The sequence below is a fragment of the Providencia sp. 2023EL-00965 genome (genome assembly GCF_033550225.1).
GTDB classification, from domain to species: domain Bacteria; phylum Pseudomonadota; class Gammaproteobacteria; order Enterobacterales; family Enterobacteriaceae; genus Providencia; species Providencia manganoxydans.
Window position 1 is genome coordinate 96630 of sequence record NZ_JAWUEH010000007.1, and the last position, 16501, is coordinate 113130.

Sequence of the window (16501 nt, forward strand, 5' to 3'; positions counted from 1 at the left end):
ATTTAAGCTTAATGGGCAACTGGTGTTACTAGGTTACTCATGGATTACAGGGGCATTATCATTATATCTGTGACGTATTGGATCCCATGAACATTTTTATAGTGCTCAGAACAAGCGGACAAAATGATTTAAAATTAATTAAATGAACAATTTTTTCATCTCGCTTATAGCCATAGCAATATACAGCACTGAAAGCTCACATCTTCCGTGATATTATAAACACTTTCTGTTGGTTACTTATTGAGGTTGGTATGGATGAATTGCGCATAGGCTTAGTTTCGGTCTCTGATCGTGCTTCTGGTGGAATTTATGAAGATAAAGGCATTCCGTCTTTAGAAGCTTGGTTGGCGAAAACGCTAACGACACCTTTTAGAATTGAAACTCGCCTGATCCCTGATGAGCAAATCATGATTGAGCAAACTCTTTGTGAACTGGTGGATGAATTCGCATGTCATTTAGTGTTGACAACGGGTGGAACGGGGCCTGCGCGTCGTGATGTTACACCGGATGCAACGCTTGCAATTGCAGATCGTGAAATGCCCGGGTTTGGTGAGCAAATGCGTCAAATCAGTCTGAAATTTGTACCGACAGCGATTCTTTCTCGTCAAGTTGGTGCGATACGTAACCAAGCATTAATTTTGAACTTACCGGGGCAACCAAAGGCGATCGCTGAGACGCTTGAAGGGTTAAAAGATGCTGAGGGAAATGTGATTGTTTCAGGTATTTTTGCCAGTGTACCTTACTGCATTCAATTACTGGATGGGCCATATGTAGAAACCGACCCTACAGTTGTGAAGGCTTTTAGACCAAAATCGGCGATCCGTTCTTAACGGCCTGCTTTTCAGCATGATGAATATATGTCAGGTGAGTTGATTGATATCTCACCTGACTATATCAATCTAAATTACCCACGCTGCCCAATTGGCAGAATGGTTTTGCCATATTGCTCATTCAAGACTTCAGCCATGCCCAAGTAAAATGCACTAGCACCACAAATAATACCTTCGAAACCCGCAATCGTTAAAAGGGTTGTATTGCCAGTTAAATTACCGATCGCTAAAAGAGCAAACAGAACGGTTAAGCTACCAAATACAAATTGTAAGACAAAGTTAGCTTTAAATGTTCCAAGGAACATGAAAAATGTAAAAATTCCCCAAATTAGCAAATAGATCCCTAAAAATGCAGGGTCAGTCGCTTCTGCCAAACCCATTGTTGGTAAAAATAATAACCCAACTAATGTCAGCCAAAACATACCGTATGAACTAAATGCTGTTGCACCAAACGTATTTCCTTTCTTATATTCAATAAGTCCGGCAATCACCTGAGCAATACCACCATAAAAAATTCCCATGCTCAAAATAACTGATGAGAGAGGGAAAAAACCTGCGTTATGGATATTAAGCAGAATTGTTGTCATACCAAAGCCCAATAAACCAAGTGGGCCTGGATTCGCAATAGAGCTGGATTGCATATAACCTCTGGTGAAAATTATTAAAAATCAAATAGATATATAATTACTCTGCCGGTTGAATTTAGCAGGCGGCGAATCATACGCAGTTTTTATTGCTGAAACAATGATCGGAAGACAGGTTTTTTTGTAAAAAATACCAAATTTTTTTAAGTCATCCCCTTGATGAATGAATTTACGACCCCATCTTTAATGCATCCCTCGTTATCAATCGCAATTATTGCCTAACGCAAAAAAAAATTGAGGTCTGGAGTAAAAACTCCCTTGAAAATGAAATATTGAGCCTCATATAGATTGATAACGAAATTGTATAGAAAAGAATTCCTTTGGAGGCGTTTTAGATGGGTAAAATTATTGGTATCGACTTGGGTACAACTAACTCATGCGTTGCAATTATGGATGGCACTACTGCGCGTGTTCTAGAGAACAGCGAAGGTGATCGTACAACTCCTTCCATCATTGCGTACACACAAGATGGTGAAATTTTGGTCGGTCAGCCAGCAAAACGTCAGGCTGTGACCAACCCAGAAAATACACTATTTGCGATCAAACGTTTGATCGGCCGTCGTTTCCAAGACGAAGAAGTTCAGCGCGACGTTGCAATCATGCCATACAAAATTATTGCGGCAGATAACGGCGATGCTTGGTTAGATGTGAAAGGCCAAAAAATGGCACCACCGCAAGTTTCAGCTGAAGTTCTGAAAAAAATGAAGAAGACAGCGGAAGACTACTTGGGTGAACCAGTAACAGAAGCTGTTATTACTGTTCCTGCGTACTTTAACGATGCTCAGCGTCAAGCAACTAAAGATGCGGGTCGTATCGCTGGTCTAGATGTTAAACGTATCATTAACGAACCAACAGCAGCAGCATTGGCTTATGGTTTAGATAAAGAAGTTGGTAACCGTACTATTGCGGTATACGACTTAGGTGGTGGTACATTTGACTTATCAATCATCGAAATTGATGAAGTTGACGGTGAAAAAACCTATGAAGTTCTAGCAACCAATGGTGATACTCACTTAGGTGGTGAAGACTTCGATAACCGTTTGATCAACTACTTAGTCGAAGAGTTTAAGAAAGAGCAAGGCGTTGATCTGCGTAACGATCCGCTGGCGATGCAACGTCTGAAAGAAGCGGCTGAGAAAGCGAAAATCGAGCTTTCTTCTGCTCAACAAACAGATGTAAACCTGCCGTATATCACTGCGGATGCAACAGGTCCTAAACATATGAATATTAAAGTGACTCGCGCTAAATTAGAGTCACTGGTAGAAGATTTAGTTAAACGCACAATGGAACCAGTTAAAGTTGCTCTGCAAGATGCTGGCCTGAGTGTTAACGACATCAATGACGTGATCTTAGTTGGTGGTCAAATCCGTATGCCAATGGTGCAAAAAGCGGTTTCTGACTTCTTTGGTAAAGAACCACGTAAAGATGTTAACCCAGATGAAGCGGTTGCGATTGGTGCAGCAGTTCAAGGTGGTGTATTAGCAGGTGATGTTAAAGACGTACTGTTACTTGATGTAACGCCACTGTCTTTAGGTATCGAAACAATGGGCGGCGTGATGACTTCGTTAATCGCGAAGAACACCACTATCCCAACTAAACACAGCCAAGTGTTCTCTACTGCGGAAGATAACCAATCAGCAGTAACGATCCATGTTCTGCAAGGTGAGCGTAAGCGTTCAAGCGATAACAAATCACTGGGTCAATTTAACTTAGATGGTATTCAACCGGCTCCGCGTGGTATGCCACAAATCGAAGTGACTTTTGACATTGATGCGGATGGTATCCTCCACGTTTCTGCGAAAGACAAAAACAGTGGTCGCGAGCAAAAAATTACCATCAAGGCTTCTTCTGGTTTGAACGATGAAGAAATCGAAAAAATGGTACGTGACGCGGAAGCGAACGCAGAAGCGGACCGTAAATTCGAAGAGTTAGTACAGGTTCGTAACCAGGCAGACCAACTGATACATGGTACTCGTAAACAAATCGAAGAAGCAGGCGATAAACTGCCAGCTGAAGATAAAGCAAACATCGAAAAAGCAACATCTGAGCTAGAAGCTGCAAGCAAAGGCGAAGATAAAGCGGATATTGAAGCGAAAATCCAAGCATTAGTTGCAGCTTCAGAAAAACTTCTGGAAATGGCACAGCAGCAAGCACAAGCTGGTGCAGCAGGTGCTGGGGCTGAAGCGAAGAAAGATGACGATGTTGTTGACGCTGAGTTCGAAGAAGTTAACGATAAAGACAAAAAATAATGCCCTTAGCGGGCGCAGTGACCTTGCTAATGGTTATTAATGGTTACTGATACCGAACACGGGCGTCGAGGAAACTCTACGCCCGTGTCGGCATGTTAAGGGTAAAATAAATGGCGAAAAGAGATTTTTATGAGGTATTAGGCCTCGAAAAAAATGCTTCTGATAAAGACATCAAGCGAGCATACAAGCGCTTAGCGATGAAATATCATCCTGATCGTAATCAGGAAAACAAAGAAGAATCGGAATCAAAGTTTAAAGAAATAAAAGAAGCTTACGAAGTGCTATCTGACGAGCAAAAGCGTGCTGCATATGATCAATATGGCCACGCTGCGTTTGAGCAAGGTGGTATGGGCGGCGGCGGCGGCTTTGGTGGCGGTGCTGACTTTAGCGATATCTTTGGTGACGTCTTCGGTGATATTTTTGGAGGCGGCCGTAGACAACAGCGCCCAAGCCGTGGTTCTGATCTACAGTACAACATGGAGTTGACTCTTGAAGAGGCTGTCCGTGGAGTGACCAAAGAGATCCGTATCCCAACTTTGGAAAGCTGCGATGTCTGCCATGGTAGTGGTGCGAAACCTGGAACGAGTGCGGACACTTGCCCAACCTGTCATGGTATGGGACAAGTGCATATGCGTCAGGGCTTCTTCTCGGTTCAACAACCATGCCCAACCTGCCATGGCCGTGGTAAGGTGATTAAAGACCCATGCAACAAATGTCATGGACATGGTCGTGTTGAACGCTATAAAACATTGTCAGTTAAAATCCCTGCTGGGGTTGATACTGGTGATCGCGTTCGTTTATCAGGCGAAGGTGAAGCAGGTGAAAACGGCGCGCCAGCGGGTGATCTGTTTGTTCAAGTCCACGTGTTGCCACATAATATTTTTGAGCGTGATGGTAACAACTTACATTGCGAAGTCCCTATTAACTTTGCAATTGCAGCATTGGGCGGTGAAATTGAAGTCCCAACCCTCGATGGTCGCGTGAAACTGAAGATCCCAGCAGAAACTCAAACAGGTAAAGTTTTCCGTATGAAAGGAAAAGGTGTGAAATCTGTTCGAGGTGGATTGCAAGGTGATTTGATGTGCCACATTGTGGTTGAAACACCCGTTAAGCTTAATGAGAAACAAAAAGAATTGCTCAAAGAGTTCGGTGAATCATTGGGTGGTACTAGTGGTGAAAAAAATAGTCCACGTTCAAAACGCTTTTTAGATGGCGTGAAGAAATTCTTTGATGACCTGACCAACAAATAATAATTATATTATTACTTCTTCATTATTTTAAAACACTCGCTTTTGCGGGTGTTTTTTTATCCGCTAAGCTTGGTGAAGAGTCTTTCTGCTTAAAAGACACCGCTGATCGTGATGAATCTTAGGCTAAATTAACCTATCACTCTTATCCATAGCGCATTTTGTGAAGCGATTGCTATTTTGTCTGTTATTTATTGCAAAAGATGCACAGAGCTTCGAGCACGAACGTAAATAAATCACCAATATTCACAACGTTGCAGACGAAAATTGAGCGTGGGTTTAAGCTTATATAACTTGTTTTAATAAGTGAAAAGGCAATAGCGTAAACCTGAGTGTTTGATTTCGGAGTTCTTCAATATGAAAAAGGGTGAGCAAATTCAAATTAATTTGTCTATATTAAAATTTAATGATTATTTAGCATATTTAGTGAGCTATTTCTCTAAATGCTCGTTAAATTCGAATGATAATGGATAAATAAACGATTTTTTACGAATCAATGATTAGCATAGTATTAACACTCTGTTTATTTTGAGGTTAAACATATGACAGCAATCATCCGTAAATTTTTAAGGTTAGAAGCAGCAGGAGGGCTACTCCTGATCATTGCTGCCATAGTCGCATTAATTATGGCAAATTCGCCATTTCAGGGGCTATATCAGCAGTTTTTAGATATTCCAATCGCCGTTAAAATTTCATCATTAGAACTCGATAAGCCATTAATTTTATGGATTAATGATTTTTTGATGGCCATTTTCTTTCTTGTTGTTGGTCTTGAAGTTAAGCGTGAGCTACTTGAAGGATCATTAGCAGGTAAAGATAAAGCTATTTTCCCAGCTATTGCAGCTTTAGGCGGAATGTTAGCACCAGCTCTGATTTATTTATTATTTAATGGAGCAGATGAGGTTACTCGTCAAGGTTGGGCAATACCCGCCGCAACAGATATCGCTTTTGCATTAGGGGTGATGGCGTTATTAGGTAAGCGTGTACCGACGGAATTAAAGGTATTTTTATTGGCGCTTGCCATTATTGATGATCTTGGTGTTATTGTCATCATTGCATTTTTCTATACTAATTCACTGTCTATGGTTGCGCTGGGCTTAGCGGCTTTATGTGTAGCGATATTGATTATGATGAATTGGCGGCGGGTTGAAAATACCGCAGCTTATTTAGTTATCGGGCTAATTTTGTGGGTATGTATACTCAAATCAGGGGTTCATGCGACGTTAGCCGGTGTTATTGTTGGCTTCTTGATCCCACTTCGTGGCACCAATAATACTAAGCCATCAGAAGAGTTAGAACATGTATTGCATCCATGGGTTGCCTATATGATTTTACCAATATTTGCTTTTGCAAATTCAGGGGTTCAATTAAATGGTGTGACACTAGATGGTTTGATGAGCACATTACCTTTAGGTGTTGCCGCAGGATTATTATTTGGTAAACCACTAGGGATCTTTCTATTTAGTTGGGTTTCGGTAAAACTTGGTTTTGCCAAATTACCGGAGTCAATTAATTTGAAGCAGGTATTCGCTGTATCTGTCTTATGTGGAATCGGTTTTACTATGTCTATTTTCATCACTGGCCTTGCTTTTGATGGGCTGGATGAAAGCTACAGTACCTATTCACGGCTGGGTATTTTGATAGGTTCGACACTTGCCGCATTTTTAGGTTATTTTTTGTTAAAGGTAGTGTTACCGAAAGGTCAACAAAAATAGTGATTGTCTGAATTCCAATAATTTCAGAAATAAATAGTAAGAATTTCCGAGTTAATCCATTATGATGTACCCGCAGTATTCACTTTTTGTGCTGCGGGTATTTTTATAATAGCTCCTGAAAAAGGGCATGTAGACTCTAAATAATTCGAGATGCAGGTAGGCGATAATCGAAGACAGGTGGAGTGCATAGAGAAACACTGTGACTCAGAAAGCGATTATGTCTTAACGAAAATCCCCGCATCTTGAAGGCATGATGAGTATAGAACCAATATGGTCAGGCGACTATTGGTGGTATGGAAGGAAATGATATGCGGGTTTCACATCTTAATTTTAACCATCTTTATTATTTTTGGCATGTATGTAAAGAGGGTTCAGTGGTTGGGGCCGCTGATGCGTTGTATTTAACGCCTCAGACTATCACAGGGCAAATAAAAGCATTAGAAGAGCGGTTAGGCGGTAAACTATTTAAGCGGCAAGGGCGTGGTTTAGTGCCGTCTGAGCTTGGGCAGCTTATTTTTCGCTATGCTGATAAAATGTTTATGCTTAGCCAAGAGATGCTTGATATTGTCAACTATAGCCGAGAATCGAACTTGTTGTTTGATGTCGGGGTTGCTGACGCGTTATCAAAACAGCTGGTGAGCCGAGTATTAGAAACGGCGGTGGTTGAGCATGAGCAGATCCACTTACGCTGCTTCGAATCTACTCATGAGATGTTGCTTGAGCAATTAAGTCAGCACAAGCTTGATATGATCCTATCTGATTGTCCTGTGGATTCATCACAACAAGAAGGTTTGTTTTCTGTGAAGCTAGGCGAATGTAGTATGAGTTTCTTTTGTCGCCAACCGGTGCCTAAGAAGCCATTCCCTGAGTGTTTAGAAGAGCGTCGCTTGTTAATACCCGGTCGTCGTTCTATGTTAGGTCGCCACTTACTCACGTGGATCCGTAATAAAAACTTGGAAGTTGAAGTTCTCGGCGAATTTGATGATGCCGCTTTAATGAAAGCGTTTGGTGTGTCTCATAATGCCATATTTGTGGCGCCTTCATTATATGCAGCAGATATTTTGGCTGGAGAAGACGTGATCGAATTAGGACGGCTCGATAGCGTGAAAGAAGAGTATTTTGTTATTTTTGCTGAACGTATGATACAGCATCCTGCTGTTCAGCGTGTCTGTAATAAAGATTTTTCAAATCTATTCTCAACACCCTTTGATAAGCTTGAGAAAAAAGTTTAACAGACAAAAAAACCGGCAAGAGCCGGTTTTTTTAGCTAATCAAGAAGCAAAATTACATTGCTTTGATTTGAGCAACTAAGTTAGCTTTATGACGAGCTGCTTTATTTTTGTGGATCAGGCCTTTAGTGGCGTGACGATCAACAATAGGCTGCATGTCATTGAATGCTTTCTGAGCCGCTTCTTTATCGCCAGCAGCGATAGCAAGGTAAACTTTCTTGATAAAAGTACGCACCATAGAACGACGGCTAGCGTTGTGCTGACGACGTTTCTCAGATTGTATAGCGCGTTTCTTAGCTGATTTGATATTAGCCAAGGTCCAACTCCCAAATGTATTCTATTGAGGACAATTCAAAGGTCGAGGAATATGCCCTTTCGGCCTTCATTTGTCAATGGATTTGTGCAAATAAACGTCGTGTACTTCGACGTAAGTGCGTTTGTGAATGGTGCAAGATTCTATCAGCAAATGCTAGAGGAATACAGATCTTCGCACGAAAAAAAGCGTAATTGATGCTAGATAATAAAAAATTTTTTAGTCGAGAAAATTTTTAAGATAGTGAATAGGGGGGTGAGTATGAATATCGAACAATAGTTGTTTGATTATTGGTCATTGATTACAATGAGTTGCACTTGTAGCTGTGAAAGTCAGAAAATTTTACGATTTTTCGAGACCTCAGCGCAAATTTGTTGTATTGATAATCCATTGGTTGTCCCTATATTTTGATCTTTTTATTTGCGATGGGTAATTTGCAACCATCCTCTAGGTATAGAGTCGTAAGAAATTGACTCTATAATGGGTGTGATGATCAAAAAATGGTGATTAAATGAAACCTTTTACGAACTTGGGTTAACCTTAAGCGTCGTACAAGGTATAATCCAGCTATTTCCTCGGTATTGAGCCTGTTATGGAGCTAATTCGCGGTATACAGAATATCCGGGCGTACCATCATGGTTGCGTACTGACTATTGGTAATTTTGACGGTGTCCACCGTGGACATCAGGTTTTACTTCAAAATTTAAAACTGAAGGGTGAGCAGTTGGGATTACCCACTGTCGTGATGATTTTTGAGCCTCAGCCACTTGAGTTTTTTATTGGTGATAAAGCGCCAGCTCGTTTGACTCGCTTGCGGGACAAAGTGAAATACTTAGCAGACAGTGGTATTGATTACCTTCTTTGTGTTGAGTTTAACCAACATTTTGCCTCACTGACGCCGTCTGAGTTTGTGGCTGATTTACTGGTTGAAAAATTGGGTGTGAAATATCTCGCTATTGGCGATGATTTCCGTTTTGGCAAAAATCGCATGGGGGACTTTGCGTTCCTTCAGCAAGCAGGAAGTCAGTACGGCTTCGAAGTCGCGGATACAGAAAGTTTTTGTGATTCAGGATTGCGTATTAGCAGTACAGCGATCCGCAAAGCAATACAAGATAATGATCTAGTATTAGCAGAAACATTATTAGGTCATCCATATCGTATTAGTGGGCGTGTGGTTCATGGTAACCAACTTGGTCGTACCATTGGTTTTCCGACTGCAAACCTGCCATTAAAACGATTGGTCACCCCTGTTATGGGTGTGTATGCTGTAGAAGTACATGGTTTAGGAGATAAACCCTTGCCCGGTGTGGCCAATATTGGTACGAGGCCAACGGTTTCTGGAAAAGGGCAACAATTAGAAGTCCATCTAATTGATACTACTATGGATTTATATGGACGTCATATTGATGTCGTATTACGTAAAAAAATACGTGATGAACAGCGATTTGCTTCATTAGATGCCCTGAAGGAGCAAATCGCTAAAGATGTGATTACAGCTAGGGATTACTTAGCTGCAACAGGTGTCAGATAATTTAGCGGAAAAATGGAACTGAGAATCGATGAGTGACTATAAAAATACCCTGAATCTACCAGAAACAGGGTTTCCAATGCGTGGTGATCTCGCAAAACGCGAACCACAGATGTTAGAGCGCTGGTACAAAGAAGGTTTGTATCAAGCAATCCGTAAAGCAAAATCGGGCAAGAAAACATTTATTCTGCACGATGGGCCTCCGTACGCTAACGGCAGTATTCATATTGGTCACTCAGTTAACAAAATTCTCAAAGACATTATTATTAAATCCAAAGGGTTGGCGGGCTATGATTCCCCATACATCCCTGGTTGGGATTGCCATGGTCTACCGATTGAACATAAAGTTGAACAAATCGTTGGTAAACCGGGCGAAAAAGTATCCGCCGCTGAATTTCGTGCACAATGCCGTCAATACGCTAAAGAGCAAATTGAAGGGCAAAAAGCTGACTTTATGCGTCTTGGGGTATTAGGCGAGTGGGATAAGCCTTATTTGACGATGGATTTTAAAACCGAAGCTCACATTATCAGAGCATTGGCTAAAACTATCGCTAATGGTCATTTAGTGAAAGGGGCGAAACCGGTTCACTGGTGTACAGCTTGCGGCTCTTCATTAGCCGAAGCGGAAGTTGAATATTATGACAAAACATCACCTTCTATTTATGTGCGCTTCCCAGCAGTAGATAGCCAAGCGGTCTACGAGAAATTTGCAACGACAGGTGATAAAACACCTTCTTTGGTTATTTGGACAACCACACCTTGGACACTGCCTGCTAACCGCGCGATTTCTTTGAACCCTGAGTTTAAATATCAGTTGGTTGAGGCTGACGGCGACGTGACTATTCTTGCGGCTGATTTAGTTAAAGATGTCATGACAACCGCAGGTGTAGAGTCATGGAAAGTGCTTGGTGAGTGTGATGGTAGTGCACTTGAATTATTGCGTTTCCAACATCCATTTATGGGCTTCGATGTTCCGGCAATCTTAGGCGACCATGTCACGTTAGATGCAGGTACAGGTGCAGTCCATACGGCACCGGGCCATGGTCCAGAGGACTATGTAGTTGGTCAGAAATATGGTCTAGAAACAGCAAACCCAGTTGGGCCAGATGGTTGTTTCTTAACAAATACCTATCCAACACTTGATGGTGTATTTATTTTTAAAGCTAATGACCTGATTGTTGAGCTTCTGAAAGAAAAAGGGGCTCTGCTGTACAAACAAGCCATTTCTCATAGTTACCCATGTTGTTGGCGCCATAAAACACCAGTTATTTTCCGTGCGACACCACAATGGTTTATCGGCATGGACAAAAATGGCTTACGTGAGCAGTCACTGAAAGAAATTGATATTGTTCAGTGGATCCCAGGTTGGGGGCGTGCACGTATCGAATCAATGGTCGAAAATCGCCCTGACTGGTGTATCTCTCGTCAACGTACTTGGGGTACTCCAATGTCGTTGTTCGTACATAAAGACACTGAAGAGCTGCATCCTCGTACATTAGAATTGATGGAAGAAGTGGCGAAACGTGTCGAAGTTGATGGCATCCAAGCATGGTGGGATCTGGATCCTGCTGAATTACTTGGCGAAGAAGCTGAAATTTATCGTAAAGTGCCGGATACTTTAGACGTTTGGTTTGATTCAGGGTCAACACATTTTGCTGTTGTGGATGCACGTCCTGAATACCATGGTAATTCAGCAGATATGTACCTTGAAGGTTCAGACCAACATCGTGGTTGGTTTATGTCTTCACTCATGCTATCGACAGCAATGAAAGGCAAAGCGCCATACCGTCAAGTATTGACACACGGCTTTACTGTGGATGGTCAAGGTCGCAAGATGTCTAAATCGTTAGGTAACACCGTTAGCCCACAGGATGTGATGAACAAACTTGGTGCTGATATCTTACGCTTATGGGTGGCATCAACTGATTATACTGGTGAAATTGCGGTTTCAGATGAAATTTTGAAACGTGCAGCTGATTCTTATCGCCGTATTCGTAATACAGCTCGTTTCTTCTTAGCTAACTTAAACGGTTTCAATCCAGCGACTGATATGGTGAAGCCTGAAGATATGGTGGTGTTAGATCGCTGGGCGGTAGGCCGTGCACTAGCAGCACAGAAGGAAATCGCAAAAGCTTACGACGAATATGATTTCTTATCAGTTATTCAGCGCTTAATGCATTTCTGCTCAATCGAAATGGGCTCTTTCTATCTAGACATCATTAAAGATCGTCAATATACCGCGAAGAGCGATAGCCTTGCGCGTCGTAGTTGCCAAACAGCACTGTTCCACATTGTTGAAGCGTTAGTGCGTTGGATTGCGCCTGTACTTTCCTTCACTGCTGATGAAGTCTGGAATGAAATGCCAGGAGAGCGTGCTAAATACGTATTAACAGAAGAATGGTACGATGCACTGTTTGGCTTAGATGCTTCGGAAGAAATGAACGATGAGTTCTGGGCGGAGTTATTGGCTGTTCGTGGCGAAGTGAACAAGGTGCTTGAACAAGCACGCGCAGATAAACATATTGGTGGTTCATTAGAGGCTGCTGTGGTGTTGTATGCAGATAAAGACTTGGCCGCGAAACTAAATTGCTTAGCGGATGAACTGCGTTTTGTGTTGCTAACTTCCCAAGTGACTGTTGCAGATATCGCTTCTGCGCCAGCGGATGCACAGCAATCAGAGCTGAGTGGCCTGAAAATTGGCTTTAGCAAAGCATCTGGTGAGAAATGCCCTCGTTGCTGGCACTATGCTAATGATGTAGGCTCCGTTGCTGATCACCCTGAATTGTGTGGTCGCTGTGTCACTAACGTAGCCGGTAACGGTGAACTACGTAAGTTTGCATAATAAATGAAGAGACCAATTTGTTCTACTGGATTGCGCTGGCTGTGGTTAACAGTCGTGCTGATTGCATTGGATTTAGGGATTAAGCAGCTTGTCTTGAAAGAGATGAACTTGTATGAACCACATCCAATTATGCCTTACCTCAATCTTATGTATGCGCAAAACTTTGGCGCTGCATTTAGTTTCTTAGCGGATGAGGGCGGCTGGCAACGCTGGTTCTTTGCTGGTGTGGCAATTGCGATATCTATCATTCTCATTGTAATGATGTATCGTCAGAGCGCACAAAAACGGTTAAGCAATATCGCGTACGCTCTGATCATCAGTGGAGCAATTGGTAATCTGAGTGACCGCTTAATGCATGGTTTTGTTGTCGATTATATTGATTTTTATATTGGTAATTGGCACTACCCAACATTTAACCTTGCAGATATCGCTATCTGCTTAGGTGCGGCATTGGTGATCCTCGAAGGCTTTTTGCCAGATAAAAGCAAAAAGAAAGAGGATTAACAGGTAAAATAGATTGAATCATTCGAGGTGCAGCTAGATGGCGGGGCTCTGACTTTGTCTAAATGCTTTTAATCCGAATGAAAATTGGCCATTAAAGGCCAACAGCACCTAGCCCGGTTCTTCCGGGCTAATTTATATGATAGAAAATAGGTTCGGTTTATGTCGACTCAGGTACAGCCGCATAGCGCGGTATTGCTGCATTTCACAATGAAATTAGAAGACGGTTCAACGGCGGATTCTTCATATAGCCAAGGGAAACCGGCGCTGTTTAGTTTAGGTAATGGCTCGTTGTCACCTGAATTGGAGCAGCAACTTTTAGGGCTGAGTATTGGGGAAAAGAAAAGTTTTTCTTTACCGGGTGATGTCATATTTGGAAAACATAACCCTGATTTGGTCCAATACTTTTCCTTGCGTGATTTCACTGAAACAGGGATACCTGAGATTGGCACGATCATGCTTTTTACTGCAATGAATGGCAGTGAGATGCCAGGGGTAGTAAAATCAATAGAGGGTGAATCGATCACTATTGATTTTAACCACCCACTCGCAGAGCAACAAATCAGTTTTGATATTGAAGTGCTTGAGATTGACCCGCAATTGGAGAGTCAAAATGCAAATATTAATGGCTAACCCTCGTGGCTTTTGTGCAGGGGTAGACCGCGCAATCAGCATTGTTGAAAGAGCGTTGGAGCTTTATGGCGCCCCGATTTATGTCCGTCATGAGGTGGTTCATAATCGTTATGTCGTTGATGACCTGCGTCAGCGTGGTGCTATTTTTATTGAAGAGATCTCTGAAGTACCTGATGGTTCTATCTTAATTTTCTCTGCACATGGTGTTTCTCAAGCGATACGCCAAGAAGCGCGCTCTCGCGATTTAACCATGTTGTTTGATGCCACATGCCCTTTAGTGACCAAGGTACATATGGAAGTTGCTCGTGCAAGCCGAAAAGGCAAAGAAGCTATCCTTATTGGCCACGCAGGACACCCTGAAGTTGAAGGAACAATGGGGCAATACAGCAACCCTGAAGGTGGAATGTACCTCGTTGAAAGTCCTGAAGATGTTTGGAAATTACAAGTTAAAGACGAAGACAACCTCTGTTTTATGACGCAAACAACGCTTTCGGTTGATGATACATCTGATGTGATTGATGCATTAACTCAGCGTTTCCCTAGTATTGTGGGTCCCCGTAAAGATGATATTTGCTATGCGACGACCAATAGGCAGGAAGCCGCACGTGAACTTGCAGAACGTGCTGATATAGTGCTGGTGGTTGGTTCGAAAAACTCATCAAACTCCAACCGTTTAGCTGAGTTAGCCTCTCGGATGAAAAAGCCAGCCTATTTAATTGATGGTGCGGAAGATATTAAAACTGAGTGGCTAGCGGATAAAAATATTATTGGACTGACGGCCGGAGCTTCTGCGCCTGATATTTTAGTCCGTCAAGTCATTGATAGGCTCCAAGAACTTGGCGCGAATGATGTCGTTGAGCTTCAAGGCCGCGAAGAAAATATCGTGTTTGAAGTGCCTAAAGAGTTGCGTGTTGAAGTTAAAGAAATTAGTTAATTAGCATTAATCATCCCGCTAGTTAATTTAAATAATTAGGGGGATGTATTATTTTTTGGAGTCTTCATTGGTACCGGACAATATTACCAATTCATCTAATGTGCTCTCTGTATTTGATTTTGATGGCACATTGACTTATCACGACAGTTTTATTCCCTTTTTGAAGTTTACGTTTGGGAAGTACCGTTTTTCACGCAAAATTATTAAATTAGTTTTGCCTAGCTTACAATGCGCTAGACGTAAATTGACCAGAGATGAACTGAAAGAAGTCTTAATTAGAACCTTCTTAACGGGGGTTGATGAAAAGTGGCTGAGAGAAAAAGCCGAGCAGTTCTGTCAAACTTATTGGCCTAAATTAATGCGCCCAGAAGGGGTATTAGGGGTGGCCGCTGAGGTCGAAAGTGGTGCTGAAGTGACTATTTGTTCTGCTTCCCCTTCCCTTGTACTTAAGCCTTTTGCAGAACGACTAGGTATTAAATTGATTAGCACTGAACTCGAAATCATTGATGGCAAATTAACAGGTAATTTGGTTGGACAAAACTGTCGTCGTGAGCAAAAAGTGAAGCGTTTAGAGCAAGTATATGGTGATTTAAGCCAATATCATTTGAGGGCATGGGGTGATACCCGAGGCGATTTTGAATTATTGCAAGCGGCACAAGATGCGCATTGGCGTCACTTTCATAAAAAGCACTACCGTTATAAATATCGCGATGTGATCGCGAAAGATCAGTAATGGTAAAACCTCTTGATAACGTGATTATCAAGAGGTGAGTGTCGTTAGTTATTCTTTTTTGGAAAAATCACACTTGCCAGCACACCTATGGCTAATACCGCAAGGATCACCCATAAACTGATATTCGTTGAAATGGTGTAACCGTGGTGCCAGAGGTGGTCGGTGGCATTCAGCGCTAATTTCCCTGCCACGAAAAATAGCAACACAATTACCGCTTTTTCCAGATAGACTAAATATTGTTTTAATGCCTCAAGGACAAAGTACAAAGTACGTAAACCCAGTATGGCAAACATCATCGCGCTATAAACAATCAGTGGTTCGCGGCTGACGGCAATAATTGCAGGCACCGAATCGAAAGCAAACATAACATCCGATAATTCAATAATTGCGACACATAGCATTAGTGGTGTTGCATAGTAGGCTGCTTTGGTCACTCTTCCTACTTTGATATTTTGGTTTTCAGGTTTACTGAGTTCGAGATCAACTTCTTTTTGGGTTAATAAAAAAGCATTGCCGCTGATCTTAGGCCAAATAGGAAAAAAACGCTTAACTAACCGATATGCAAGATGCTGTGAATAATCTTCTATTTCATCATCATCACGCTGTTTTAGCATCATAACTGCTGACCACGCCACAACGAATGCAAAAATCAGTTCAACATATGGCCCTAGGCTAAGTAGCCCCGTGCCGATAGCAACGAAAATGCCTCGGAAGACGATGGCGCCAATAACTCCCCAATACAAAATACGATGTCGATAATGATTAGGGACTGAGAACCAAGAAAAAATAGCCATCATTAGGAACAAATTATCAACGGAGAGTACCTTTTCAAGGACATAACCTGTGATAAACAAGCTTGCTACCTCAGAGCCATGATGTAAATAGAGAAATACAGCAAAAACCATTGCAATAACTACCCAGAACAGCGACCAAAAAATGGCATTTTTAAGGGTGATTGCTTTATCTGAGCGGTGCATGAATAAATCGATGGCAATAGCGCCGATAGCTAATGCGATGAAAACGATAACGGTTTCTGTTGGAAAGCCAATGTGAGTGTTAGCCATATGATAGAGAGCTACCTTGCTTAAATCGAACAATTGTGA

At 42.0% G+C, this 16501-nt stretch carries 14 protein-coding genes; 11 read left to right on the top strand and 3 right to left on the bottom strand.

Annotated features, from left to right (window positions below):
• The first annotated feature begins 251 nt into the window (after positions 1 to 251).
• Positions 252 to 830 carry a molybdopterin adenylyltransferase gene (gene mog / locus SC428_RS10720; RefSeq protein WP_070926899.1) on the top strand — a complete coding sequence of 193 codons (579 nt, stop codon included), beginning with the start codon at positions 252 to 254 and terminating at the stop codon, positions 828 to 830.
• Positions 831 to 904: 74 nt separating this feature from the next.
• Here mog and satP read toward each other — a convergent pair whose 3' ends face one another.
• A complete protein-coding gene (gene satP / locus SC428_RS10725; protein WP_070926897.1) occupies positions 905 to 1471 on the bottom strand; it encodes an acetate uptake transporter in 567 nt (188 codons plus the stop codon).
• A gap of 338 nt (positions 1472 to 1809) precedes the next feature.
• Between satP and dnaK the strand changes: the two genes are divergently transcribed.
• From dnaK to nhaR, 4 genes are all read left to right on the top strand, one after another.
• Positions 1810 to 3723 carry a molecular chaperone DnaK gene (gene dnaK, locus SC428_RS10730; RefSeq protein WP_070926895.1) on the top strand — a complete coding sequence of 638 codons (1914 nt, stop codon included), beginning with the start codon at positions 1810 to 1812 and terminating at the stop codon, positions 3721 to 3723.
• Positions 3724 to 3833: 110 nt separating this feature from the next.
• Entirely contained in the window at positions 3834 to 4973 is a 1140-nt protein-coding gene (gene dnaJ / locus SC428_RS10735; protein WP_070926893.1) for a molecular chaperone DnaJ, read from the top strand.
• Positions 4974 to 5512: 539 nt separating this feature from the next.
• Positions 5513 to 6685 carry a Na+/H+ antiporter NhaA gene (gene nhaA / locus SC428_RS10740; protein ID WP_140182774.1) on the top strand — a complete coding sequence of 391 codons (1173 nt, stop codon included), beginning with the start codon at positions 5513 to 5515 and terminating at the stop codon, positions 6683 to 6685.
• A 308-nt stretch (positions 6686 to 6993) separates the two neighbouring features.
• Positions 6994 to 7917 (top strand): transcriptional activator NhaR, encoded by a 924-nt coding sequence (gene nhaR, locus SC428_RS10745; RefSeq protein ID WP_070926891.1) that lies wholly within the window; start codon positions 6994 to 6996, stop codon positions 7915 to 7917.
• 52 nt (positions 7918 to 7969) lie between these two features.
• On the opposite strand, the gene rpsT is transcribed toward nhaR, so the two are convergent.
• Positions 7970 to 8230 (bottom strand): 30S ribosomal protein S20, encoded by a 261-nt coding sequence (rpsT, locus tag SC428_RS10750; RefSeq protein ID WP_070926889.1) that lies wholly within the window; start codon positions 8228 to 8230, stop codon positions 7970 to 7972.
• A gap of 589 nt (positions 8231 to 8819) precedes the next feature.
• Between rpsT and ribF the strand changes: the two genes are divergently transcribed.
• From ribF to SC428_RS10780, 6 genes are all read left to right on the top strand, one after another.
• The gene (ribF, locus tag SC428_RS10755) at positions 8820 to 9758 is read left to right on the top strand and encodes a bifunctional riboflavin kinase/FAD synthetase (RefSeq protein WP_070926887.1); all 939 of its coding nucleotides are present in this window, start codon (positions 8820 to 8822) and stop codon (positions 9756 to 9758) included.
• A 28-nt stretch (positions 9759 to 9786) separates the two neighbouring features.
• On the top strand, positions 9787 to 12597 hold the full coding sequence (gene ileS / locus SC428_RS10760) for an isoleucine--tRNA ligase (protein WP_070926885.1): 2811 nt from the start codon (positions 9787 to 9789) through the stop codon (positions 12595 to 12597).
• Positions 12598 to 12600: 3 nt separating this feature from the next.
• Positions 12601 to 13101, top strand: a complete 501-nt coding sequence (gene lspA, locus SC428_RS10765) for a signal peptidase II (RefSeq protein WP_070926883.1) — start codon at positions 12601 to 12603, stop codon at positions 13099 to 13101.
• A gap of 159 nt (positions 13102 to 13260) precedes the next feature.
• Positions 13261 to 13731 (top strand): FKBP-type peptidyl-prolyl cis-trans isomerase, encoded by a 471-nt coding sequence (gene fkpB / locus SC428_RS10770; RefSeq protein WP_070926881.1) that lies wholly within the window; start codon positions 13261 to 13263, stop codon positions 13729 to 13731.
• A complete protein-coding gene (ispH, locus tag SC428_RS10775) occupies positions 13712 to 14665 on the top strand; it encodes a 4-hydroxy-3-methylbut-2-enyl diphosphate reductase (protein ID WP_070926879.1) in 954 nt (317 codons plus the stop codon). Before fkpB ends, ispH begins: the two co-directional genes overlap by 20 nt.
• 55 nt (positions 14666 to 14720) lie before the next feature.
• Complete coding sequence (locus SC428_RS10780; RefSeq protein WP_254679858.1) at positions 14721 to 15398, top strand: HAD family hydrolase; 678 nt, start codon at positions 14721 to 14723, stop codon at positions 15396 to 15398.
• Positions 15399 to 15442: 44 nt separating this feature from the next.
• Here SC428_RS10780 and SC428_RS10785 read toward each other — a convergent pair whose 3' ends face one another.
• Positions 15443 to 16462, bottom strand: a complete 1020-nt coding sequence (locus tag SC428_RS10785; RefSeq protein WP_070926875.1) for a TerC/Alx family metal homeostasis membrane protein — start codon at positions 16460 to 16462, stop codon at positions 15443 to 15445.
• Positions 16463 to 16501: the final 39 nt, after the last annotated feature.

Bases quoted from the DNA above. Each gene is read 5' to 3' on its own strand.
- dnaJ (WP_070926893.1), top strand. From the start codon at position 3,834: ATGGCGAAAAGAGATTTTTATGAGGTATTAGGCCTCGAAAAAAATGCT.
- fkpB (WP_070926881.1), top strand. From the start codon at position 13,261: ATGTCGACTCAGGTACAGCCGCATAGCGCGGTATTGCTGCATTTCACA.
- nhaR (WP_070926891.1), top strand. From the start codon at position 6,994: ATGCGGGTTTCACATCTTAATTTTAACCATCTTTATTATTTTTGGCAT.
- mog (WP_070926899.1), top strand. From the start codon at position 252: ATGGATGAATTGCGCATAGGCTTAGTTTCGGTCTCTGATCGTGCTTCT.
- nhaA (WP_140182774.1), top strand. From the start codon at position 5,513: ATGACAGCAATCATCCGTAAATTTTTAAGGTTAGAAGCAGCAGGAGGG.
- dnaK (WP_070926895.1), top strand. From the start codon at position 1,810: ATGGGTAAAATTATTGGTATCGACTTGGGTACAACTAACTCATGCGTT.
- ileS (WP_070926885.1), top strand. From the start codon at position 9,787: ATGAGTGACTATAAAAATACCCTGAATCTACCAGAAACAGGGTTTCCA.
- lspA (WP_070926883.1), top strand. From the start codon at position 12,601: ATGAAGAGACCAATTTGTTCTACTGGATTGCGCTGGCTGTGGTTAACA.
- satP (WP_070926897.1), bottom strand. From the start codon at position 1,471: ATGCAATCCAGCTCTATTGCGAATCCAGGCCCACTTGGTTTATTGGGC.
- ispH (WP_070926879.1), top strand. From the start codon at position 13,712: ATGCAAATATTAATGGCTAACCCTCGTGGCTTTTGTGCAGGGGTAGAC.
- ribF (WP_070926887.1), top strand. From the start codon at position 8,820: ATGGAGCTAATTCGCGGTATACAGAATATCCGGGCGTACCATCATGGT.
- SC428_RS10785 (WP_070926875.1), bottom strand. From the start codon at position 16,462: ATGGCTAACACTCACATTGGCTTTCCAACAGAAACCGTTATCGTTTTC.